The organism is Shewanella zhuhaiensis, assembly GCF_022484835.1.
GTDB classification, from domain to species: Bacteria; Pseudomonadota; Gammaproteobacteria; order Enterobacterales; family Shewanellaceae; genus Shewanella; species Shewanella khirikhana.
Window position 1 is genome coordinate 209,574 of record NZ_JAKUDL010000006.1, and the last position, 23,690, is coordinate 233,263.

A 23,690-nucleotide genomic window follows, 5' to 3' on the forward strand; every position below is an offset into this window, starting at 1 on the left:
CTACGACTGTCTTATGAGTGTCTGCGGGTCCTGTCGTGACGGGGAGGACGGCCACCACCGCTGCGATGGGCACCGGATGGACGTGGTGAACCATTGCGATCGCGTAGGTTACGGCCACCGGTATGGGGCTTACGATGGATTTTCACCGGCGGTGGAATATCAATCAGGGCATCGCGATCGTAAGAAGTCACAGGGATGCTGTGCTTGATATAGTCTTCGATGGCCGGCAGGTTGAGGGCATATTCCTCACAGGCAAAGCTCACCGACACGCCTTTTTGACCGGCGCGGCCAGTACGACCAATACGGTGTACATAGTCTTCGCAGTCGTCGGGCAGGTCGTAGTTGTACACGTGGGACACATCAGAGATGTGCAGACCACGGGCGGCTACGTCGGTGGCCACCAGGATATCGAGCTCACTCTGGGTGAACTGCTCGAGGATCTTCAAACGCTTTTTCTGCGGCACATCACCGGTCAGCAGGCCCACACGGTGGCCATCGGCCTCCAGGCTCGCCCACAGGTTTTCACACTGATATTTGGTGTTGGCAAACACAATGGCCTTTTCGGGCCAGTCTTCTTCAATCAGTGAGTGCAGCAGCTTGAGCTTGTCTTCCATGGAAGGGTAGAAGATTTCTTCTTTGATATTGCGGGAAGTCTTTTCTTCCGGGGCAATTTCTACCTTCACGGGGTCGTTCATGTGATCGTACGCCAGCTCCTGTACCTTCATCGACAGGGTGGCAGAAAACAGCATGTTCAGACGGTCTTTGGCATCTGGCATACGGCGGAACAGGAAGCGGATGTCTTTGATAAAGCCGAGGTCAAACATGCGGTCGGCTTCATCCAGCACCACAGCCTGGATAGCGCTTAAGTTGATAACGCCCTGACGCACGTAGTCGATGATACGGCCGGTGGTACCAATCAGTACGTCCACGCCTTTATCCAGCACCTTGCGCTGGGTCTCGTAGCCTTCACCGCCGTAAACAATACCCACCTTGAGGCCGCTGTGCTTGGACAGCAGGGTCGCATCTTTGGCGATCTGAATCGCCAGTTCGCGGGTTGGCGCCATGACAATCGCGCGCGGCTGATTCAGCTGGCGGTTGTCAGGAATCGGGGTAGTCAGCAGGTGGTTAAAAGTGGCAACCAGGAAGGCGAGGGTTTTACCAGTGCCGGTTTGGGCCTGGCCGGCGATATCTTTTTTCTCAAGCAGTACCGGAAGGGAAAGCGCCTGGATTGGCGTACAATGCTCGAAGCCGTTTTCGTTAAGTGCCTGTTTGACCTCGTCACACAAGGGCAGGTCGGCAAATTTTTGTTGGGTTAAGTGTGTTTCGCTCATAGCGGCAGCATACCAGTTAGGGTTGCAATAAGATACTCGATCGTTTGAAATAGCGACAACAAATCGGTGGGCACTTGAATTCCTGTAAATCCGCCCCAATATACATGCTAAGCCATTCACAGACCAGCGATGGCATCATTTGGAGAACATCATGAGCGACAAAATTGTAACCCTGAGCGACGACAGCTTTGAAAACGACGTACTGAAGTCTGAACTGCCAGTTCTGGTAGACTTCTGGGCAGAATGGTGCGGCCCTTGCAAAATGATCGCCCCAATTCTGGACGACGTAGCTGCCGAATACGAAGGTAAGGTTACAGTTGCCAAGCTGAACGTTGACCACAACAACGCCTCTCCCGCCAAGTATGGCGTGCGTGGTATCCCAACGCTGCTGATGTTCAAAGGCGGCGAGCTGGTAGCCACCAAAGTAGGCGCGCTGTCTAAGACTCAACTGAAAGAGTTCATCGACGCTCAGCTCTAATCTTCGCCTATCGGCGTGATGCCCGGCACACCTTTTAGCCATAAATGTGCCGGGCTGCCGTAAAATTCTGGACGCACCCGTGCATCGGTGCTACTTTAATAACCAGATTCTTATCGATTAACCCACTTCCTCGCAGTTCAATCTTTTCAATACCCTCTGTAAGCATTGCAGATTGAATGCGGCAAACTTTTCTCGCGTAAAAAGACCCATCACATGAACCTAAACGAACTGAAAAACATGTCCATCGCCGACCTGGTGGCCTTGGCGGAGAGCATGAATCTCGAAAATATGGCCCGTGCCCGCAAGCAGGACATCATTTTCTCCATCCTCAAAGCCCACGCCAAAAGCGGTGAAGACATCTTCGGTGGCGGTGTACTGGAAATCCTGCAAGACGGTTTTGGCTTCCTGCGCAGTGCCGATGGTTCTTACCTCGCCGGGCCGGACGATATCTACGTCTCCCCCAGCCAGGTGCGTCGCTTCAACCTGCGAACGGGCGATACCATTGCCGGTAAAATCCGTCCTCCCAAAGAAGGTGAACGCTACTTTGCGCTGCTGAAAGTCAACGAAGTTAACTTCGATAAGCCAGAAATCTCCCGCAACAAGATCCTGTTTGAAAACTTAACGCCCCTGCACGCCGAAGAGCGTCTGCGCATGGAGCGTGGTAACGGTTCTACCGAAGACATTACCGCCCGTATCCTGGATCTCTGTTCTCCTGTCGGTAAAGGTCAGCGTGGTCTGATTGTGGCCCCGCCAAAAGCCGGTAAAACCATGCTGCTGCAGAACATTGCCCAGTCCATCAGCTACAACAACCCAGAAGTGGTGTTGATGGTACTGCTGATTGACGAGCGTCCTGAAGAAGTGACCGAGATGCAGCGTCTGGTGCATGGCGAAGTGATTGCCTCAACCTTCGACGAGCCAGCCAGCCGCCACGTACAGGTTGCTGAAATGGTTATCGAAAAAGCCAAGCGCCTGGTTGAACACAAGAAAGACGTAGTGATTCTGCTCGACTCCATCACCCGTCTGGCCCGCGCCTACAACACAGTAGTGCCTTCTTCAGGCAAGGTACTGACCGGTGGTGTGGATGCCAACGCCCTGCACCGTCCAAAGCGTTTCTTCGGTGCTGCCCGTAACATCGAAAACGGCGGTTCGCTGACCATCATCGCCACTGCCCTTATCGACACCGGCTCCAAGATGGACGAAGTGATTTACGAAGAATTCAAAGGTACGGGTAACCAGGAACTGCACCTGTCACGCAAGGCCGCCGAGAAGCGCGTGTTCCCTGCGATTGACTTCAACCGCTCCGGTACCCGCCGCGAAGAGAAGCTGACCACCAGCGATGAGCTGCAGAAGATGTGGATCCTGCGTAAGATTTTGAACCCAATGGACGAAGTGTCGGCCATGGAATTCCTTATCGACAAGCTGGCCATGACCAAGACCAACGACGAGTTCTTCACCGCGATGAAACGTGCCAAGTCGTAAGCTTGCCTGCCATAAAAAACGCCGCTCAATGAGCGGCGTTTTTGTTTTATAACTGCAGCGCCTCATCCAGCGCAGCCAGCCGCTCAGCCACCTTGTCTTTCAGCATGTCACGCAGCGCCAACACAGCCGGTGTCACCTGCGAGCGCCCCGGGCAAAGCAGGTACAGTTCCAACGGCTCGCCCTGCCAGTCTTTTAGCAGCGGCTGCAACCGCCCGGCAATCAGATCGCTTGCCAAATCGAGGCGAGATTTATATACCAGCCCCTTACCCGCCACCGCCCAGCGACGGGCGATTTCGGCATCATTGCTGCTGCGCCTGCCACTGACCCGGATTTGCTTCACATCACCGCCGCGAAAGAAACTCCACTGATCGTGGGTACGTTCGGCCCGTTTGTATAACAGACACTGATGCGCCGCCACCGCATCCGGGGTTTCCGGTGCTCCCCGTGCGGCAATGTACTCCGGCGACGCCGCGAGCTGGCGCCACATGCGGCCGATTAAAAACGCCACAGCTTCCGGATCCGTGGGCTTGCCATACCGCAGCGCCACATCAATGTTGTCGCGAAACAAGCTGTTAATCCGATCGCCCAGGGCCAGTTGCACTTCAAGCCCCGGGTGTTGCTCCATCAGATCATCGAGCCAGGGCAGAAAAATATTGCGGCCAAAATCCGACGATACAGAAATTCTGAGGCTGCCTTCCACCGTTCCCTTGGCGCTCGCCAATGCCATGCGACCATGCTCGAGGGCGGCCAAGGCCTCACGGCAGTGCAGCAGATAACGCTCGCCGGCGCTGGAGAGCCGCAAACTGCGGGTGGTACGGATAAAAAGCGGCGTACCCAGCTGTTTTTCCAGCCGTTTAATGGCAGCACTGGCGGTGGCAGGCGTTAAATCCAGCTCCAGCGCCGCAGCACTGATGCTGCCCGCTTCGGCCACGTGCACAAAGAGTTCCAAATCAGAGGTCAGCACTTCCTATCCCCGACGATTAACTACCGGCTAACACTAAACCCAAATGACGGCCAAAAGAAAGTACGACCAAAAGAAAGTGGTGGTCAAAAGAAAGCCCGCACTGGTTTCCCGGCGCGGGCGTTAGGCTTTTGCGAGGTAGACCTCAAAGCAGGGTCGAGGCCATCTTGCGGCGCAGATAGGCAATCTGCTGCATATGGGGCAAGTCTTTGGGGCAGTTGTCCTGACAGCCAAGCAGCGTCATACAACCAAAAACCCCGTCCTGATTGCCAATCACATGGTAGAAGTCATCGGCGCTGCGGCCATCGCGGCTGTCGAGTTCGAAGCGAGCGATTTTCATCATGCCCACGGCGCCAACAAAGGTGTCGCGCATCTGCTTGGTGGCACAGGCCGACACACAAACCCCACATTCCACGCAGCGCTCCAGCTCATACAGTCTGGCGGCTTCTTCGGGATCCATGGGGTCTTCCAGCCGGTGAATATCCAAATCGCTGCCTTTGGGGTGCAGCCACAATTTCAGCCGCTCGGCCAGCTCACGCATAAACTTGCCGGTGTTCACCGACAAATCACCAATCAGCTCAAACCCAGGCAGCGGCATCAGGGTGATTTCACCCTTGGAATACTTGGCCGTTAAGGTGCGGCACGCCAGGGTGGGAAAGCCATTGATGACCATGGCGCAGCTGCCGCAAATGCCGGCACGGCAAACAAAGTCAAATTGCAGCGACGGGTCCTGCTCCTGACGCAGGCGGTTAAGGGCGATAAACACCGTCATACCGGCGGTTTCTTCCAGCTGGTATTTGACCATTTTGGGCTCATCGCCGGGCTGCTGCGGGTCGTAGCGGAAAATATTGAAAGTCAGAATGCGGCCGCTCATGAGTTATCGTCTCCGGCAAGGTTTTGCGATGGGATGGTTTCGGCGCTTGCAGGCTCAGGCAACTGGCTCAAGCTGTCACTGAGGCGCTCATTACCAGGCTGCAGACTTGCAGGCAGCTCGAACGGCATCAACGCCTGTTGACGGGCTTCGCGGCTGGCATCTGGGCCAAGGGAGGCAAGCAGCTCGGCAATTTCGGCCTCGCGTTTGGCAGTGTCGGGATGAGCAATGGCATTGTCGGCGCCGTAGCCGCGGTAGCCCGGCGGCAGCTCCATCTTCATCACATCCAGCGCCTCGTAGCTCAGTGTCGGCTCAAGGGCATTGGCATCGGGCCAGCTTGCCAGGGTGCGGCTCAGCCAGTCTTTATCGTTACGCTGGGGGAAATCTTCCCGGGCGTGAGCGCCACGGCTCTCGGTGCGGGCAGCCGCGCCGCAGGCAACCGTCAGCGCGACTTTCAGCATTCTTCGCACCCGCAGCGCCTCCACCAGCTCTGGGTTGGCATGGCGTTTTTTACAGGTCACGCCTAGCTTGGCAGCGCGCTGCAGCAACGCCTTCAGTTGGGTCACGGCTTCCTCAAGCTCAGGGCCATTACGGAAAATGCCCACATAATCCATCATCACCTTTTGCATGGCGGCCTTGAGCTGCCAGGCGTTTTCACGGCCATCGCCATCAATCAGGTCATCGATTTCGGCGCGTACCTTGTCGACAAAGCCCTGGGCCAAACCGGTATCCAACACCAGATCATTGTTATCGCAAAAATCGGCCACGTATTTACCGATGATCATCCCGCCCACCACGGTTTCGGCCAGCGAGTTGCCACCGAGGCGGTTAAAGCCGTGCATATCCCAACAAGCCGCTTCGCCCACGGAAAACAGCCCTTTTAGCTGGGGGCTTTCGCCAGTTGGGGTGGTACGAATGCCGCCCATGGAATAGTGCTGGGTCGGCCGCACCGGGATCCACTCTTCAGCCGGGTCAATGCCGAGGAAGTTTTCACAGATTTCTTTCACTTCCCGCAGATTGGTCTCGATATGTTTGCGGCCAAGCAGGGTGATATCGAGCCACAGGTGCGGACCGTAGGGGCTGTCGACCCCCTTGCCCTTGCGCATGTGCTCGGTCATGCGCCGCGACACCACATCGCGGGAAGCGAGTTCTTTCTTTTCCGGCTCATAATCCGGCATAAAGCGGTAGCCGTCTTTGTCGCGCAGCAGGCCGCCGTCACCGCGGCAACCTTCGGTGGTAAGAATGCCCACGGGCACAATGGCCGTAGGGTGAAACTGCACCGCTTCCATGTTGCCCAGGGTGGCAACGCCGGTTTCCAGCGCCAGCGCCTGGCCTATGCCTTCGCAAATAATGGCGTTGGTAGAGACTTCATAAATCCGGCCATAACCGCCGGTGGCGATAGTGGTGGACTTGGCGATATAAGCGCGCAGCTCACCTGTGATAAGACAGCGAGCCACCACCCCGTGGCAGCGCTTGCCGTCATGGATAATCGCCAGCGCCTCTACCCGTTCATGCACCTGTATACCGAGGGAAATGGCTTTGTTGTCCACCGCATACAGGAGCGAGTGGCCAGTGCCGTCGGCGGTGTAGCAGGTGCGCCATTTTTTGGTGCCACCAAAGTCGCGGGCGTTAATCAGGCCATGGGCGGCTTCGGCCTCTTCGATGGTGATACGCTCGGCGTTTACCACCACTTCGCGCTTGCCCTTGGTCACCCGGGTCCAGGGCACGCCCCAGTGGGTCAGCTCCCGCACCGCCTTGGGGGCGCAGTGGGCAAACATCCGCGCCACTGTTTGGTCGCAGCCCCAGTCGGAGCCTTTTACCGTGTCCTGAAAATGCACATCTTCGTTATCGCCAAGGCCCTTGACCGTATTGCCAAGGCTTGCCTGCATGCCGCCCTGGGCCGCCGCCGAGTGGGAACGCTTGGCCGGAATGAGGGACAACACCAGGGTGTCGTGGCCACGCTCCTTGGCGGCGATGGCAACCCTCAGGCCCGCCAGCCCGGCACCAACCACCAGACAGTCTGTGTAGATGAGTTTCACATTTGCTCCTTGGCACACTTTTGCAAAGTACGTCGTTGGCAGTTGCCCGCCTTATAGTTAATTTGTTCGGCCTCAGGCCGGGGTGTGGGGGATAAACGCCAGCAAGGCCGCCAGCCCTATACCCACAAACAGCACGCTGAGCACTGTCTTGATGGTTCTTAATCTCGCCCGGGTATTGAGGTCCCGTGCCGCGCCCCATTTAAGCGCCACCCGGTAAAGCCCTATGGCGGCATGCAGCTCCACCGTCAGCAGCAGCGGCAAGTAAATGAGGTAGCCGTATTCGCCCCAAATCCGCTGGGCACTGCCCACGGGACCTATGGTTTCAGGCGCGCTGCCCACCAGCCACAGGTGCACCGGCAACAGCATTAAAATCACAATGCCGGTCCCCGCCTGCCAGCTCCACAACCGGGTATCGCTGTGATTGATGACCCGCATCTGACTTTTAAGCGCCTTTTGCTGACGCAGGCTAAGCGGCAGCTTGTGAATCGCCACCAGCACATGGAAAGCCGCAAGCAGGGCCACCCCAATGGCAATCAGGCTCACTACCCAGGGATAGCCATGGCCGTCACTGGACAGAAACGCCAGTTCCATATTGCGTGCCACCCAGGTCATGGCCTCCGGCCCCAGCAATATGGACGACACCAGCAACAGGTGGGTCCACAAAAAAAGCGCCAGCACCACACCACTGAGGCTCTGCCCCAAATCCAGCACGCCGCTCCAGCGCCGTATGTCCAGTTTGCCCGCCATGCTCGTCCCTCTTTACCTGTTATTTTTGTGTTGGTTCTGATTGCCAATGTCGCTCACAAAACCAAGCTAAACCCTGAGACAGATCAAGACAATGTTCGTTATTTCATCAAACTCTGAATCAGGATCTACATCACAATCCCGCAGGGCAGCGCGTTCGGTTAGCGCTGCGCTCTGGCATCACAGGAGGTCGAGCCCAAACGCCTTACTGCCCGGGCACAAAGGGCATGACAGGTACAGATAATCCCTGACCAATCAGCATGTAAGCCACCAAACTTGCCGACCCCAAACATAAAAGGTAGACGATAAGTCCCTTAATGGTGTGACGCATGCGTTTACGGTTTTGAACCCAGCCCCATTTCACCGACACCCGATACAGGCCAATCATGGCGTGCACCACCACCGCAGGCAGCAGCAGGCCATAGAGTACCCAGGCGTTGTCATGAAACACCCGCTCGGCCGACAGATGCGGGCCAATCTCTGGATTTAAAATCATGGTGAACAGGTGCACAGGCACCAGGAAAAACAGCACAAAGCCGGTCACCAGCTGCCAAAACCAGGCATGGGTGTCCTTGTGGGCGATAGAGCCCAAGTGGGCACGCAACTGGCGCCACTGGCCAAGCTGAGTTGGGAAGCGTCTGAGCGCCAGCGCGGCATGCAGGCACACCACAATCAGCATCAATACCGAGAATGCCTTGGTCACCCAGGGAAAGCCGTGACCCGAGCTTGAGAACATGCCGCCTTCCAGCAGCTGAACCACCTGATAAAACACCTCTTTGCCCAGCAGAATGCTCGACTCAAAGTGCATATGCAGCAATAAGAAACCACCCAGCGCCAGGCCGGTGATGCTTTGCAGTCTGTCGGCCCGGGCCGACCAGGGGTGCCCTGCCTGCCTCGGGTTCAATGTGTGTTGTGTCAGGACTCTCGCCTTGAGCCCCGTCGCTGCCAGTGTTTTTGCCGTCATCTTGTTTGCCCGCCCACGCCTGATATTGCCCGCCGTCGAACCCGGTTATCTCCCGGGCTTTTGCTGCATGGCGCAGCCCAAAAGCCTCGGGCGACAGTACCGAGAGCATCACAATATCAGCTGAAAAAAACGTGGCGAGGCGGGCAAAAGCAAAGCGTGAAGCATCTCACCGCTACCGTGGTATTTATTGGAAGCGGATCACAAACAAGGGCATAAAAACAAACAGAGGTCATACCATTTAACCGCAATAAATCATGACGTTAAATGATCTTTAAAACAGAAAAACCAGAAAGGATCGCCCCAAAGATACCTCTAAGTAGGTAAAAAGTGAGCAAAAAGTGATCCTGTTTCATGCCATCACTCGTAGCTAATAACGCCAATCATCAGCTAAGAGGAAATAACATGAAAAGGATCACTGGCATCATCTTACCGCTAATGGCGGCGACATTCATCATCGGCTGCTCGGACGACGATGATAATCCCACCAAGGAACCAGGAACCCCGGTCGCCATGGCCGACATTCGGGTTATCCACGGCAGTGCCGATGCCCCCATGGTCAACATCAACGCCAACGGCGCGCTGTTTGCCGGGTTGGAAAAGGTCGACTACCTGCAGGGCAGCGGCTTTATCGAAGTGGCAGAAGGCAGCTATGACCTGGCGGTCGATGCTCTGCTACCCGATGGCTCCGCCGCCGAAGTACTGTCACTGAGCGGCGCAGCATTGGCCGGTGACACCCAGTACACAGTGCTGGCCCACGGCAAAGTGACGGAGGACAACAACAGCGACAACGATTTGGGACTGCTGGTGATTGCCAACCCCAAACAGGCCATCAGCAGCGGCAATATCCGCTTGCAGGTGGTGCACGCCGCCCCTGATGCGCCCACGGTCGATGTCCATCTCACCGCCCAGGGCGCCGAACTTGGCAGCAGCGCCGCAACCCTGAGTTACGGCCAGTACACTCCCCCCATCGAAGCCGCCGCCGGCAGTTATCAGGTGAGATTGGTACTGCCCCAGGGCAGCGATGGCGCAGGGACTGTAGCTTATGATGTTGACCTGCCGCAGCTCGACGCCGGTCAGGATTGGTTTATTGCCGCCCTGCCAAACACAGGTGTTACTACCTCCCCTGTGGTGCTGCTTGCCAATAATGGTACCGATACCCTGGTGTTCAATGACAAACGCACCCAGGCCAGCATCCGGGTCGCCCACAGCGCCGCCGATGTGCCTCAGGTGGATATTCTGGCCAACGGCAGCAAGGTGGATGCCCTCAGTGGTGCCGCCTTTGGCCAGGCCAGTGGATATCTGAACCTGGATGCAGGTGAATATCAGGTCGATACAGTGCTGAGCAGTGACAACAGCGTAGTGGGTATCAGCGGCAGCTTAACCCTGAGCGCCAACCAGATGCTGACCGTAGCTGCCGTTGGCACCCTGGCCAGCGAGTCACCCGACGTGCCGCTGGAGTACCTGCCGCTGGATGACAGCCGTCGACGGGTCGCCACCGAAGCGCAGCTGCGCCTCACCCACGCTCATCCTGCGGTGGGCAATGTCGACATTTATGTCACTGCCGATGGCGTACTCGACAACGCCACGCCTGCCTTCACCAATGTGGCCTACAAGGCGACTACCGGCTGGGTCAGCGTGGCACCGGGGGATTATGTGGTCAGCGTCACCGCCACCGGCAGCAAAGCCGTGGCAATTGAAACCCCAACACTGAGTCTGGCCGCCCTTGGCAAATACTCGGCACTGGCCGTGGATAACCCCGCCGCCATGCCCGCCAACCTGCTGCTGATGGATGATTTCATCAACGCCAACTAAACCGGAGCTTTTAATGTCGCTGCGCTCAAGCTGCTGTTGCCGATAAGGTGCCAATGCGCCTTATCGGCAACCCTTTCGGGCAAATCCCTGCACAATCACAGTTGCCAGATGCCAGTCAGCCACAGCTGGGGTAGAATATGGCCTTTAGCCAAATTGCCACAGGATGAGCCATGCCCTGGATCCAATTGCGTCTGCACACCAGCAGCGAACACGCCGAAGCCCTAAGCGAACTGTTAATGGACGAAGGTTCCGTTTCCATCACCTTTGAAGATGGTCAGGACCAGCCCATTTTTGAACCCAAGCTCGGCGAAACCCCACTGTGGAACGACACCGTTGTCGTAGCCCTGTTCGATGCCGCATTCGATTTGGCGCCTGTGGTTGAACTGCTCAAAGGCCTGCCGTATCTGGGCGCCGACTTCCATCACAAGATTGAGCAAATCGAAGACAAAGACTGGGTCCGCGAGTGGATGGACAGCTTCCACCCCATTCAGTTTGGCAAGCGCCTGTGGGTGTGCCCAAGCTGGCGCGAAATCCCCGACCCAGATGCGGTTAACGTGATTTTGGATCCGGGTCTGGCCTTCGGTACCGGCACCCACCCCACCACGGCTCTGTGCCTCGAGTGGCTCGACGGCCTGGATCTGGCCGGTAAAGAAGTCATCGACTTTGGCTGTGGCTCAGGCATCCTCGCCGTGGCCGCCCTCAAGCTGGGCGCAGTGCGCGCCACTGGTATCGATATCGACTACCAGGCCATCGACGCCTCCAAGGCCAATGCCGAGCGCAATGAAGTGAGCGATCGCCTCGCCCTCTACCTGCCCGAAGCTCAGCCCGAAGGCCTCAAGGCCGAGGTACTGGTTGCCAACATCCTCGCCGGTCCACTGCGCGAATTGGCGCCGCTTATTCAGGCACTGGTTCAGCCCGGTGGCAAGCTGGCATTGTCCGGTTTGCTTAAAGAGCAAGCCGAAGAAATCCGTGCCTGTTATGCCCAATGGTTTGACATGGACGAACCTGCCCACAAAGACGACTGGAGTCGCTTGACAGGGGTACGCAAATCGCTGTAAAAGGCGCGCCAACCCGCATTGGGGCGGGAAACCCCGCCCCGTAAAAGTCAAGCAAAAAAGTTGCGCTCAGGTCATTTATTGACCTTTTTTTCCCTCGCAAAAAGGCGTACTATAGCGCCCCTTTGACGCACAAGGTGAAACGCGAAAATGCAGATTGGACCCTATCAACTGACGAATCAGCTGATCGTGGCACCAATGGCAGGTGTCACCGATCAAGCGTTCAGAAATCTCTGTCTACGTTATGGCGCCGCCATGGCTGTGTCAGAGATGTTGTCTGCCAATCCCGAACTCTGGGACACAGACAAAAGCCGACAGCGCATGGCGCATTCGGGAGAGGAAGGCATCCGCTCAGTGCAGATTGCCGGTGCCGATCCCGAACAGATGGCTTGGGCCGCCCGCTTCAACGTGGAGCAAGGCGCGCAGATCATCGACATCAACATGGGCTGTCCGGCAAAAAAAGTGAATAAAAAGCAGGCAGGTTCTGCACTGATGCAATACCCCGAACTGGTGGAGCAAATCCTCAGGGCTGTGGTAGGCGCAGTCGAAGTTCCTGTCACGCTGAAGATTCGCACAGGGTGGGAGCCCGAACACAGGAATGGTGTTCAAATCGCCCGGATAGCAGAGGATTGTGGCATCGCTTCGCTGGCCGTTCACGGTCGCACCAGGCAGTGCATGTACAAAGGCAACGCCGAGTACGACACCATCCGAGCCATCAAACAGAGCGTCTCGATTCCTGTTGTCGCCAATGGGGACATCGTCAGTCCGGAGAAAGCGCGTTTCGTGCTTGATTACACCGGTGCCGATGCCTTGATGATAGGACGGGGAGCCCAGGGACGGCCTTGGATTTTCAGAGAGATCCAGCATTTTCTTGATACCGGGGAGCAACTGGCACCGGTGGGAGATGAAGAAAAGCGTCGCGTGATGCTCGAACATCTCTCCAAACTGTATGACTTGTATGGCGAATTCAAGGGGATCCGTTTCGCCAGAAAGCATATGGGCTGGTACCTGGATCAGGAGGAGCAGCGTGATTTCCGTTCCCAGTTTAATGCGCTGGAAACCGCTGCCGAGCAACGTTCCGCCGTGGAACGTTATTTCGACGAATTAGTACAGTATCAATAAAGAGCAGAATACGAATGTTTGATCAGACAACTCACACTGAAGCTCATCCGCTTACCGTAGGCAAAATCGAAACCGCAAACGGCACCATCAAGCCGCAACTGCTGCGTGATGCCGTTAAGCGCGCTGTTAGCAACTTCTTCGCCCAGCTGGATGGCCAGGAAGCCCAGGAAGTCTACGAAATGGTGCTTTGCGAAGTTGAAGCCCCTCTGCTTGATATCATCATGCAACACACCCGCGGTAACCAAACCCGCGCAGCCAACATGCTGGGTATCAACCGTGGCACCCTGCGCAAGAAGCTGAAAAAGTACGGCATGAACTAATCCTTCGGGATTAACATACTGTTTGAAAAGGGCCTGGTATTCGTACCGGGCCCTTTTTCATTTTGGCGTTTGCGCTTTAGCCTTAGGTTGGGTTGCCACCAGTTTATTCCCTGTCTGTTTCCCGCTCTCTGTTTCCCCGCTCTCTGTTTCCAGGCCCCCCCTTTTAGCTTTGGTATAAATGGCTGTTTTCGCGTTTATTGTCAGTATCTCTTTTTGGATTTTGTGTCTGTGGCAGCAGGCCGTTCCTTATCCTTTGTAACTATTGCTGCGGTAGATTTTTTATCGTACGCTGGTGCAACTTTTGTATAAAGAATGCTTTAAAAACAATACTTAAGCGGCGGCTAAATCAGGCCGTAATCGCAGGGATGACGTGGAGTACACCTGTCTTTCGTTTTCGATTGATGGGAAGTACCGGTGGCAAGGAGTGCTGATGTGAGTCTCCTTTCCTTTGTTCGATAACTTCCCTTCCTCTGTTGGCTCAGAGGTTCCGCCTGTGTTGTTCACAGTTTCTGTGCTGTTTTGCGTGTTAATTTGGTTGGGTTAGCACTGGGAGAGATACGCCCGAGAGTATGGGGCGGTAGCGTGGCTGAAAGCGGGTAGGCCGACCTGCCTGCGGCTTGGTTTTAGATGCCAAGCTGCGCTTGGCGAACCCTGCGGGTTTGTCGCTTTGCAAGCGACGGTAAAGCGCGGCCTTCCAGCCCGCCTCCGGGCAAGGGGCTTTGCGCGTCCAAAGCCCCTTGCAACCCAAAGGACGCCCCTGACGGTGCCGAAAGCCCTTCGGGTTTATGGGATTGCTCTAGCTACTGGTTCGGACTCACATCCCTGTTCGACCGAACCAGCCTCGACATCCTGTCTCGGCTACGCGCCCAATCCCAACACCCTCAGCGGCACCGAAGGGGAATAAGCGTGTCATCTGACAGTAAGATGAACAGTTTCATCTTACTAGCGTTTCCCGAAGGCCTCTGGCCGCCACGCGGAGAATAAGCGTGTCATCTGACAGTAAGATGAACAGTTTCATCTTACTAGCGTTTCCCGCAAATAACTGTCAGGAACAGTTATTAACAGCGATAGCTGGCCCGAAGGGTGCCTTGCAGGAAGCAAGGCATAAGGCCTCTGGCCGCCACGCGGAGGAATAGAAGTGAAGCCTTCGGGTGTAGTGTTAAGGGAAAGAGTTGTGGGTGTTCGCACTTTTCGACGTCTTTTGGGAAAAATCGTAGGTGACCTTGTTTTGCTTAGTCTGTCTGGTCGCCGATGATTGGGTTTAATTAACTCCGACCCCTTTAACCTAACCAAACTTGATTCTATAACCAAAAATCTTGTAGGTTTATGATTTGCGATACTTGATTTCCACAAGGTCGCTTTAATAAAGAAATACACAGGGCTCGTAAATGGAACAGCTGAATGAGTTTGCTTTTGAATCCCTAAGTGATACTGAAGCAATAATTAAAAAAGCTAACGAATTAAAAGTGGTTGAACTTGCATTTCACTCCATATCAAAAAGGCATGGTGCTTTGAGAGATGCCGCTAGGCTACAAGCAATGGTTACAGTTTCACGCAAGTCCAAAGACAAAACTCTAATAGTAAGAAACGCTCCACATCCAGATATTGCTCTAAATGATTTATGTGGATATGCACCTGGTCTAGTTTCCATAAGACTAAATAAAGCTGTAAGCATTGACAGTCATATAATCAACAGACGCAATGCACTGTTGCCAGCAAAAAGTAAAATGATTGCCACTGACAGTCAAAACTATACAGAGATTATACGTGGAAGATCTATTGACTTAAATTGTATAAGTGGAGCCGAACGACAGTATCTATCACCTCTATTTACCAGTAAAAATAGCAGTTGCGTCAGAAATAGTTCGCTTATGAAGCAAACTATGATTTCTATTTTTAAGCAAATTAACAAACAAGAGTTCAGTAAGCTAGATGGAGATTTAATTGATGCATTTGGAATCTTTGCTTGTGAATTATTTAAAAATACACAAGAGCACGCTTGCCGTGATGCAAACGGATTCCAATACATAGAGCATGCTGAAGGTATTATTTTCTCATGGAATGATATGTTGAGTGAAATGTACGAAAGTGATTTCGCTGGACATCCCAAACTTCAGCAATATTGGGATGATAACTTGGTTATCTCCGAAGATGGTTCAAAGAAGTCCTTGCGTTGCATGCAAGTAAGTTTCTTCGATACTGGACCTGGTTTAGTAGGAAGAGCATTTGGTGGAAATATTAAATCGAGTTTTGAAAGAGAATTATTACTTAAATGCATAGAAAAAAACTTCTCTACAAAGACAGAAAGTGGCTCTGGAAATGGTTACCCTACAATTTTAACACAACTAAGTAAAGTTGGCGGACTGATAAGAATAAGATCCGGAAATCAATGTTTGTTTAATTGCTTCGATAGGAATAACCATGGATTTTGGGAGAGCGAATCTTCTCCAGATGTGAAATTCAAGGTTAAAAATGAATATTTAATGGATTTTAAAAACTGGGACACAAAAAGTTTATCACAAGTATCAGGAACTGTGGTATCAATTATTGTTCCTTTAAGGAAAGACAGTGGACAACGTAGTTTACTTTAATACCTCGAAAAACATTGAAAATCAAAAATATGACTTCTTATGTGTATATATGGGAGGCAAGTCCTGCAATGACTCCAGCAGATTTTATTCAGCATTAGAAGTATCGCTTAAAAGCTGTGGTTCACTGCCAGATGGTATAGTTATATATTGCAACAATGACAAAATAGAAGAGTGCAATAATTACTGGAGTGATAGCGACCTAAGAGACAATTTTTACAATCGCCTCTCAATTAATAACATTAGATATACAAAGTCAATATTTTTTATTGAAATATGTACTAATGGATTTAATATAATGGGTTGTGATAATAATTCTAATAACTCAAAAATTCTTTCCGTTGAGGATATTAAGAGATTTTTCAAAGATGGAATTAAGCATCTTATCGACATCAATGATGTAATACATGTGGCTCCCGCAGGTCACACATTTAAGCACCCTTCAGGCCGAACGACTAAGTTGTTTATTCAGTCAAGAGATATTGCAAGAACTGAAACTGAATTGCAGTTTATAGGGAGAGGTTTAAATGTTTTAGTTGAAGAAATAAACTGGTCCAAAATTGAAACCGTTTATATAGATACCATGGGTGTTTACCCAATTGTAAAAGAAGCAGTATCAATTGCAAGATGTAGCGCAAACATAGAGAGCTTTCATTCTTACTCTTATTTTGAGAGGCTAAACCCACCGGATGGAGAATACTTAATTATAATATCTGCTTCAACATCTGGAAATATGGCTAAAGCATTGACTGAAAGAGGTTTCAATAAAGATAAAATTATTACACTAATTGATCTTACGCAGAGGGATGATTACTGTAAAGTTCTTATAGACCTTTCTTCTACAAGATTATTAAAAGATTTAAGTAAAATAGATGGAAGTGAAACTGACATAGAATTAGTTGGTGAGCACTTTTCTTATAAGGCAAAACCCGCAAAAGCAATTACCATTGGTGTCCCACATCGCCCAACTTGTCTGTTAGATATTCTAAAAGATTTTGGTGTATCCGGCATAAATGAAATTAACAAAAGAATTGAAGCCATTGGAAAAAATCCTCTTTTGAGTCTTAAGCCAGAAGGTCTTTATGGCAGCAAAAAATTCTTAAAATGGTTGCAAGATGAATTAAGTTGGTCATTATCATCAAAAATTAACACCGTTGTTTACAGCGATGACGGCGCATCAGAGCAGCTTGCAGAATTAACATATGACTTCATTAAAAATTCAAAAGATAAAAGCACCAAGACATCTATAGTAAAATGGCAAGATATAAGTAAAAAAAGCCTTGAGGAAAGTACAGGAATTATTGTTGTGTCTGCATTTTCCGGTGATGGTGGTACATTGAGGCAAATAAGCAGAGATCTTAGAGAATACGAAGAAAGCACTATACCAAGGCATTTTTTAATTGGGGTCGGTTTACCGCAAAGTATGGAGTCTTGGGCAAGACTTGAACAGTTTCTTGTTCGCAATGCAACATCTCGTTCCTACAACTTCTCAACTTGGAAAGTACTACCGTTAGGACCTGATAATGTTAAGAATTCCTGGAGTGAATTGATGCAGCTTGCGTCAACGGCCGAAAATATGAGTGAATGTCCTCTAGAATTCCTTTCGTATGATGATGCAAGTTTATATTTTGATGCTATGACAGAAGTTATTTCAAATTCAAAAAATAGCTTACTCCCAAATACTAAGAGTGAACAATTAAAAATCACAGAAGGATTTGTATTTTTTAATGGGATTTTTGATAGTAGAATTGACGAGTTGAGCCAGTGTGAAACCCTCATGGCCATTACTTCTGCATTACAAACAGCAAGAGAGCACAAAGATGACGATAAGTGCTTGCGACCAACAAGCTACCAATCAGTTGTAATATCACCTGAAAATTTCCTCAGGTTCAATGATCCGATCTTACAGGCTTCTATTTTGCGAGCGAGCTTACCTTCAGAATTGGATTACTCATCTGATCAACATCTCAGCGAGCTAATGAAAGAGTTTCTCTTCAAAGTATTCTCTAGGAATATGCATCCATTTGGACATGCCGCATTGGAATTCGGCGCAGCCTTGGCAATAGGAAAACTTAAATTAAAGAATGAACATTGCAGAGATTTAATTGAAAATATTCTTAAGGATTCAAACATATCAGATCTTGCTCTAAAAGGATTTTTGTTAATGGCATTTATAAATCAAAGTCTTTAAAATTCAAGGAAATGATAAAATGGTCGGGATGAATTAAAAAGTAAAGACAGCGGACAGCAAAACTTTTTAATGTTTCGCATACCCTCAGCTAGGCTTTGAAGTAGCCCTCTGCACCCTTTGATGCTTGTTTACACTAATTCTCATAGTTTGACTTCAACAAAAAAATTAGCACATAATAAAAAACCCTTATGAGTATTAATAACTTAATAAGTTACTATCAGTCTTTCGAGACAGACATTGAAAACTTATCTAGATACATAGAAATATGTGAGGATAACTTCCAAACATATTCAGTAGAGTTAACTAGGCTGTATCTTTCGATATGCTCCGAAGTAGATGTTGCCCTTAAATATTTGTGTAACTTATTAGGGGCGTGTGATGTCAATAACATAAATGACTATTCAAGAGCTATTAAAAAATGGTGCCCAGAGCTAATTGACAAAAAAGTTTCTTTAAAAGGCTGCTCGGTGTATTTTAGTCCATGGGCTGAATTACATAATGCCGATAACACCACTTGGTGGCGGGAGCACAATGACGTTAAGCATGGCAGAATACAACACTATAAGAATGCTTCTCTGAAAAACGTATTAACGGCGTTCTGCGCCCTATACACTATAAATGTTTTTATTGTATTTAAGCAGAGTTGCAAGCAAGATCCTATGGCTAAATTTGATTTTGCAAGTATGTTATACCAAACCAAGGGATACTTTAGACTCGCACAAATGAAAGATATTCCTTTTGCATACAGCATTGGTGAACACAGCCTATTTATCTAATTTATATAGATATTTAAAGGTAGGAACTCTAAATGTCAATGGATTTAGTGGTAAAGCTACTAAGCGAGGGCAGCTTCTCGCTACTGGCTGGTGTGTTTGTTTTCTACTTACTGTTTAATTACGAAAAGGCATTTACCTTTTATGACTCCAGCAAGAAGCTGAGAAGTGGCGCGATTTCTGCCGCGTTGGCCGATCCGCATCTGTCCGATGAGTTGAAAAGCCACCTGATAGATGAAAGCAATCTGGAGCATTTCCGCATAGTCCATGGTGTGAGGTTGAGTACGCCACTGCTGAATGCGGCATTGGTGCTAAAGGAGCGTATGGCGGGGCAGGTGCAGTTCCGACACGTGCTCAATGTGATAAAAACCTCGCCGGATATCAGCAACCTCGCCTCCCCCAGCTATCGTGCGCAGCTGAGCCGATTTGATAGATGTGCCGGTTGGTACAATCTGATCTTCGGGGCACTGATTGCGTTGGCAGGCATTCCACTACTCGTCGCTGCAATTTACACCCTCACCACTAGCTTCAATGTCAGCTTAATGTTGATTGGCCTGTTCTTCTTCGGCACGGGTTTTTATATGCTGCGGGATGGTGTGGTGATAGCCTCGGTGCGCCATGTAAACAATGCCCTCGCAGAATATGAGCAGTCCCAGTTAAAAATGAAATCGACCAAGACTTAAAAAACCGAGATAAAGGGGTCGGAGTGAATTAAAAGGACAGCCATACCTTTTAAATGCTTCGCACAACCTCGACCAAGCATTGAAGCTTCCATCAACGACCAAAAAACCGGACAGCCAAGAAGTTACAGGACAGCCGGATCTTTTCTGGGCTGGCCTGCGGAGCAAGGCTTTGACAGCGTGCTGGCCATACTCGACAACGAATCGGCTGAAGTCTTACCGGCTTGAGCACATCTCCGATAGCTTAAAGAGTGGCTTGGCTTGTAGCAGCGAAGGTTTAAGCGTCTACCAACCCAAAAAAAAGGCCGAAGCATCTGCTTCGGCCTTTTGTCATTCTTGCTCAGCGTGGTAAGCGGTACAGCGCAGCAACGTTGCGGGCAGTCAGCTCAAGGTTGGTGCGGGCAGTGGCAAGCGCCTCCGGCAGTGCCATGGCGCGGTTTACCACGGCAAATACGGCATCTATGCCGTGGTCGTGTACCACGCCGCAGTCGTCGGTAAGGCAACCTGCTATGCCAATCACCGGCTTGCCAAACTGCTTGGCGAAGCGGGCCACGCCGATGGGGGTTTTGCCATGAATAGTCTGGCTGTCGATACGGCCCTCACCGGTAACAACCAAATCGGCATCGGCCACAGCATCAGCAAGGTTCAGCGCTTCAATCACAATCTGGATGCCGGGCTTAAGCTCGGCGCCAAGTAAACCCACCAGCGCCGCGCCCATGCCACCGGCCGCCCCCGCGCCGGGGATGTCTTTGACTGACTTGCCAAGGGTGCTTTCGATAAAGTCGGCATAGCGGGCAAGGTTGGCATCGAGCGTGGCCACCATCTCAGGTGTGGCGCCCTTTTGCGGGCCAAACACCGCCGAGGCACCTTTGGGGCCGCACAGTGGATTATTCACATCGCAGGCCACTTCGATGGTCAGCCCCGCCAAACGTGGGTCGAGGCCGGATAAATCTATTTTGCAAAGCTCGGCCAGACCGCCGCCGCCAAGGGCTATCGGGCTGCCATCGGCTTTCAGCAGTTTGCCGCCAAGGGCAGTTATCATGCCTGCTCCGCCGTCATTGGTGGCGCTGCCGCCAATCCCCAAAATCAGGTGAGTCACGCCCCGCTCCAGCGCCGCCAAAATCAGCTCGCCGGTGCCAAAGCTTGACGTCAGCAGCGGATTTCGCTGCTCGGGCGCCACCAGATGAATACCCGATGCCGCCGCCATCTCGATAACGGCACGTTTGCCTGTTGCAGCGCGGCCTTGCTTATCAGCGCCATCATCCGAACAAGAATCAGAGCCGAGCAGCCCCAAAAAGCCTTCTATTTTATTCCCCAGCGGCGCTGTCACCTCGACCGGCACTATGGCGCCGCCGGTGGCGTCCACCAGAGATTGCACCGTGCCTTCGCCGCCATCGGCCATCGGCAGTTTCACGTAACTGGCATCGGGCATTACCTGCTTGAAACCGGCCTCTATCATATCGGCCACTTCCATGGCGCTCAGGCTTTCCTTGAATGAATCAGGGGCAATTACAATTTTCATATCAAATCCTTAGGCGAGGCCGAATACACCAAACATCAGGGTAGAAACAGTGGCAATGGTCAGGCCGACAGCGGTTTCGTATGGCAGCAGCTTTAGGCGCTCGCCCACACCCATGTGCACGCTGCCGCCGGTGGCATGGAAGAAGGAGCCGTGTGGCATATGGTCAAATACAGTGGCACCGGCGTGGATCATGGCCGCACCCGCAAGGCCGCTTACGCCCAGTTCAATCAGGGTCGAGCTGAAGACGTTAGAGGCCACCACGGTACCGGCTGTGGTTGAGGCCGTCGCCAGCGACATCAGCGCACCCGAGATAGGCGCAAGCAGGTAAGATGGCAAACCAGAGGCACTCAGGCTGCTGATTAGCACATCCTTGAGGCCCGAGTTAGCGATGATGCCCGCAAGGGTACCTGTACCCAGCAGCATAATGGCCACCGGTGCCATGCGGGCAAGGCCCGACACCGCATACTGGTTCACCTTGGAGAATTTACCCATCATCAGCGCGCCCACCAAACCGCCCAGCGGCAGTGCGATCAGCGGGTCAACCACAATGCCGGCAATGGGGCGCAGTGCCAGCAGCAAAATGGCCACCAGCGGCGCACTGATAGCGGCGAGGAAGCGTGGCAGATTGCTTTCATCCACGCTCACCACTTCTTCGGCGGCAACCTTGCTGCCCTTGTTATTCAAGCGCTTGGCAATCCAGTAGGCCATCACCAGACCAAAGATGCCAGGGATAATGCCAGCTGCCATTACCGAGGTCAGCGGCAGGTTAAAGGCATCGGCCGCCGCAATGGCATTGGGGTTGGGCGACATCACGTTACCCGCTTTACCGCCGCCAATCATGGCTAGCAGAATCGCCGCATTGGAAAGGTCGGCACGCCGGGCAATGGCAAGCGCAATTGGCGCTACTGTAATTACCGCCACATCCACAAACACGCCCACGGCGGTCAAAATCATGGTGGCCAATGCCAGCGCCAGCAGCGCGCGGGTTTCGCCTATCTTTTTCACTATGGTTTCGGCAATGGTGGTGGCCGCACCGGATTCAATCAGCACACCTGCGAGCACACCGGCCGCCAGAATCCGCATTACCGCGGTGGTAATGCCCTGGGCACCGCCAATCATCAACGCCACGGTTTGGGTAAGGTCGGCTCCGCCAATCAGGCCGCCTGCAAGGGCACCGACTATCATGCCGTAGGCGGGGGGCACCTTTTTGAGGATAAGAAAGATAGCGATGGATAAGGCTGCAATGGCGCCAAGGGCGGTTACCGAAGTCATGACAGACACCTTTATTATGTGTAATTAGTGGCCATTATGATGATTGGCAGTAAGAAAGCTTTGTTAAACCATCCAAATATCAGCGCTAATTTCGACCTTAATTTTGTTTATTCAAATAAATCACTCTTCAAGATTCAGCCCGAGGTATAGCAGCAATTTGTCATCCAGGTTATTGATATTCAAGCCAGTTATCTGCTCGATACGGCTGATGCGGTAGCGCAGGGTATTGGGGTGGATAAACAGGGCTTCGGCGCAGCGATTAAGATCACAGTTCAAGGCGAAATACTGCCGCAGGGTTTTAACCAGCACGCCCTTGGTGTCGGCACGGGTAAGGAGTTTCAGCGGCGCGCGCAGCTCATCGGCCTGCCACGAATCGGCGAGGCTACCAAGCAGCACCGGCAGCCGGTAGTCTTCAAAAAAGTACACCTGCTTGCGCGGTGCCTGACGCATGCCCCGGCGCAGGGTGTCGCGAGCGGTTTGGTACGAGCGCGCCAGCCCATCGACTCCGGCAAAATAATCGCCCACCGCAATCCGTACCTTAAAGTGCGGAATACGCGCCAAAAGCTGCTTTACCCGCCCGCGCTCCTGCTCCGACTGCCATACCTCATCGACGATTTTGGCAGGCTTAAGCACCACAATTTCATCCAGCCCATGAATGGCCACCAGGTTGTCGCGCTCGGGGTTTTCAAGCTCATGCACCAGCTCCCTAAGCCGCGCCGGCTGCGCCTCTTCCAGCGCCAGCACCGCCACCACGCGGGGCTGCGCCAAATCCAGCCCTAAAAACCGCGCCGCCTGCTGCAACTGATCCACATTGCCCTCGCCGCGAATAAGCTGCAGCACCAGTTCCTCCTTGTGGCGCTTATCCCACTGCAGCTGCTCGGTCAGCGCCGCCTGCTCCAAAATCAGCTCGGCGGTCATCCGCACCAGCTCAGCGTAGGAGCGCACCTCATCGGGCTCGCCCGAAATTCCGATAACCCCAATGCGCTTGCCCTGATACTCAATTGGCAGATTAATACCCGGCCGTACCCCTTTGAGCTGCCGTGCGGTGGCCTCGTTAATCTCCACCACCCGATTTTCAGCCAGCGCCAGCACCGCCCCTTCGTGGCGTTGATGCAGCCGTTGTGGATTGCCGGAAGCAATAATCAGCCCGTGCTCGTTCATCACGTTGACCGAAAACGACAGGATTTTCATCGCCCGGCTGACAATCTGCGCCGCCAGGGCATCGTTAAGTTGCATAGGTTCTCCGAAACTGAAGCGCTGCTGACTATCTCAGCCCAGCGGCCATTGGCTGCGACTGCAGAGCTTATAAGCTCTACTGAAGGCTCTGCTAAAGCGCGCAGCCAAAGCCACTTTACCTGATAGCACTGTACCCGATACAGCTGCCGCCATAAAACGCCCTGTTGATGTTTGCGATGCCAACAGTCGTTGGTACCAAATACGCCTGTATACAACTTGCCCGACTGAGGACACGAGGCGACGAAAGGAAGA

General features: G+C 52.4%; 19 protein-coding genes. 10 read left to right on the forward strand and 9 right to left on the reverse strand.

Annotation, left to right across the window (positions count from 1 at the left end; all coding sequences use genetic code 11):
- Positions 1-11 precede the first annotated feature (11 nt).
- Complete coding sequence (gene rhlB, locus MJ923_RS16470) at positions 12-1,331, reverse strand: ATP-dependent RNA helicase RhlB (protein WP_126168391.1); 1,320 nt, start codon at positions 1,329-1,331, stop codon at positions 12-14.
- A gap of 151 nt (positions 1,332-1,482) precedes the next feature.
- Here rhlB and trxA point away from each other — a divergent pair, with 151 nt between their 5' ends.
- Together trxA and rho are read left to right on the forward strand one after the other, a co-directional pair.
- Complete coding sequence (gene trxA / locus MJ923_RS16475) at positions 1,483-1,809, forward strand: thioredoxin TrxA (RefSeq protein ID WP_011761323.1); 327 nt, start codon at positions 1,483-1,485, stop codon at positions 1,807-1,809.
- 213 nt (positions 1,810-2,022) lie between these two features.
- Positions 2,023-3,288 carry a transcription termination factor Rho gene (gene rho / locus MJ923_RS16480; RefSeq protein WP_240592012.1) on the forward strand — a complete coding sequence of 422 codons (1,266 nt, stop codon included), beginning with the start codon at positions 2,023-2,025 and terminating at the stop codon, positions 3,286-3,288.
- A gap of 46 nt (positions 3,289-3,334) precedes the next feature.
- On the opposite strand, the gene MJ923_RS16485 is transcribed toward rho, so the two are convergent.
- The 5 genes from MJ923_RS16485 to MJ923_RS16505 form a co-directional block, all read right to left on the reverse strand.
- Complete coding sequence (locus tag MJ923_RS16485; protein ID WP_240592013.1) at positions 3,335-4,252, reverse strand: LysR family transcriptional regulator; 918 nt, start codon at positions 4,250-4,252, stop codon at positions 3,335-3,337.
- Positions 4,253-4,394: 142 nt separating this feature from the next.
- On the reverse strand, positions 4,395-5,123 hold the full coding sequence (locus MJ923_RS16490) for a fumarate reductase iron-sulfur subunit (RefSeq protein WP_240592014.1): 729 nt from the start codon (positions 5,121-5,123) through the stop codon (positions 4,395-4,397).
- Entirely contained in the window at positions 5,120-7,159 is a 2,040-nt protein-coding gene (locus MJ923_RS16495; RefSeq protein ID WP_240592015.1) for a fumarate reductase flavoprotein subunit, read from the reverse strand. The genes MJ923_RS16490 and MJ923_RS16495 overlap by 4 nt, the downstream gene beginning before the upstream one ends.
- A gap of 72 nt (positions 7,160-7,231) precedes the next feature.
- Positions 7,232-7,906 carry a fumarate reductase cytochrome b subunit gene (locus tag MJ923_RS16500; RefSeq protein WP_240592016.1) on the reverse strand — a complete coding sequence of 225 codons (675 nt, stop codon included), beginning with the start codon at positions 7,904-7,906 and terminating at the stop codon, positions 7,232-7,234.
- A 202-nt stretch (positions 7,907-8,108) separates the two neighbouring features.
- The gene (locus MJ923_RS16505; protein ID WP_240592017.1) at positions 8,109-8,867 is read right to left on the reverse strand and encodes a fumarate reductase cytochrome b subunit; all 759 of its coding nucleotides are present in this window, start codon (positions 8,865-8,867) and stop codon (positions 8,109-8,111) included.
- A gap of 402 nt (positions 8,868-9,269) precedes the next feature.
- Here MJ923_RS16505 and MJ923_RS16510 point away from each other — a divergent pair, with 402 nt between their 5' ends.
- The 8 genes from MJ923_RS16510 (at position 9,270) to MJ923_RS16545 (ending at position 19,411) form a co-directional block, all read left to right on the forward strand.
- Positions 9,270-10,679 carry a DUF4397 domain-containing protein gene (locus MJ923_RS16510; RefSeq protein ID WP_240592018.1) on the forward strand — a complete coding sequence of 470 codons (1,410 nt, stop codon included), beginning with the start codon at positions 9,270-9,272 and terminating at the stop codon, positions 10,677-10,679.
- 170 nt (positions 10,680-10,849) lie between these two features.
- Entirely contained in the window at positions 10,850-11,737 is an 888-nt protein-coding gene (prmA, locus tag MJ923_RS16515; RefSeq protein ID WP_240592019.1) for a 50S ribosomal protein L11 methyltransferase, read from the forward strand.
- A 147-nt stretch (positions 11,738-11,884) separates the two neighbouring features.
- Positions 11,885-12,856, forward strand: a complete 972-nt coding sequence (dusB, locus tag MJ923_RS16520; protein WP_240592020.1) for a tRNA dihydrouridine synthase DusB — start codon at positions 11,885-11,887, stop codon at positions 12,854-12,856.
- A 14-nt stretch (positions 12,857-12,870) separates the two neighbouring features.
- On the forward strand, positions 12,871-13,176 hold the full coding sequence (gene fis / locus MJ923_RS16525) for a DNA-binding transcriptional regulator Fis (protein WP_011761333.1): 306 nt from the start codon (positions 12,871-12,873) through the stop codon (positions 13,174-13,176).
- A 1,388-nt stretch (positions 13,177-14,564) separates the two neighbouring features.
- Positions 14,565-15,767, forward strand: coding sequence for a hypothetical protein (locus MJ923_RS16530; RefSeq protein WP_240592021.1), 1,203 nt, complete (start codon positions 14,565-14,567; stop codon positions 15,765-15,767).
- A complete protein-coding gene (locus MJ923_RS16535) occupies positions 15,745-17,955 on the forward strand; it encodes a hypothetical protein (protein ID WP_240592022.1) in 2,211 nt (736 codons plus the stop codon). The genes MJ923_RS16530 and MJ923_RS16535 overlap by 23 nt, the downstream gene beginning before the upstream one ends.
- A 188-nt stretch (positions 17,956-18,143) precedes the next feature.
- Positions 18,144-18,731: a hypothetical protein gene (locus MJ923_RS16540; RefSeq protein ID WP_240592023.1), complete on the forward strand. Its 588-nt coding sequence runs from the start codon at positions 18,144-18,146 to the stop codon at positions 18,729-18,731.
- A gap of 32 nt (positions 18,732-18,763) precedes the next feature.
- Positions 18,764-19,411 carry a hypothetical protein gene (locus MJ923_RS16545; protein ID WP_240592024.1) on the forward strand — a complete coding sequence of 216 codons (648 nt, stop codon included), beginning with the start codon at positions 18,764-18,766 and terminating at the stop codon, positions 19,409-19,411.
- A 337-nt stretch (positions 19,412-19,748) separates the two neighbouring features.
- Here the strand turns inward: MJ923_RS16545 and MJ923_RS16550 are convergent, their stop codons facing one another.
- The 3 genes from MJ923_RS16550 to MJ923_RS16560 all read right to left on the reverse strand — a co-directional run bounded on the left by MJ923_RS16550 (position 19,749) and on the right by MJ923_RS16560 (position 23,438).
- Positions 19,749-20,930: a glycerate kinase gene (locus MJ923_RS16550; RefSeq protein WP_240592025.1), complete on the reverse strand. Its 1,182-nt coding sequence runs from the start codon at positions 20,928-20,930 to the stop codon at positions 19,749-19,751.
- A gap of 9 nt (positions 20,931-20,939) precedes the next feature.
- Positions 20,940-22,202 (reverse strand): GntP family permease, encoded by a 1,263-nt coding sequence (locus MJ923_RS16555; RefSeq protein ID WP_240592026.1) that lies wholly within the window; start codon positions 22,200-22,202, stop codon positions 20,940-20,942.
- Between the two features lie 120 nt (positions 22,203-22,322).
- A complete protein-coding gene (locus MJ923_RS16560) occupies positions 22,323-23,438 on the reverse strand; it encodes a sugar diacid recognition domain-containing protein (RefSeq protein ID WP_240592027.1) in 1,116 nt (371 codons plus the stop codon).
- Positions 23,439-23,690: the final 252 nt, after the last annotated feature.